We start from the raw sequence: 391 nt of genomic DNA, 5'->3' as shown, positions 1-391 counted from the left end.
GACGGCAACATGAGAAGTTCGATCCCCGCGATGGCTATTGGTACTGTTGCGTGTGGCATCAATTGAAACGTTTTCTTTTGCCTGTAAGGAAAGATTATCCGTTGCTTGAACATCAGAGCCTAGAATATTCAAATTATTTCCAGAGAGAAGTGTCGTCGAGCCACCAGAGTTTAACACAGATTTATGATGCATGGTGGCATCACCCTGTTCATCATGGTAATGGGTTTCTGCTGAACCGATCGTCAAGTTGCCTTCTTCTGTAGCCATGGCAAGATCACCTCCGGTAGTGATCCCCACCCCGGAGGCGGTGATATCTTGTTTGGCAATCACCGTTGCATTACCACCAGCAGAAAGCGCCTCGGTGTTTAAAACGGTCTCCACGCCGTCAACC

Annotated in this window: 1 protein-coding gene; it reads right to left on the bottom strand. The window is 48.3% G+C overall.

Annotated features, from left to right (window positions below; translation table 11 throughout):
- Nucleotides 1-391, bottom strand: a 391-nt coding sequence (locus ACFIJ8_RS08440) for a hemagglutinin repeat-containing protein (protein ID WP_375639386.1), incomplete at both ends; no start/stop codon positions are given.

The organism is Bartonella sp. MF74HXZ (assembly GCF_042194445.1).
Taxonomy (GTDB): domain Bacteria; phylum Pseudomonadota; class Alphaproteobacteria; order Rhizobiales; family Rhizobiaceae; genus Bartonella; species Bartonella grahamii.
This window is presented reverse-complemented; position numbering and strand designations above follow the sequence as displayed.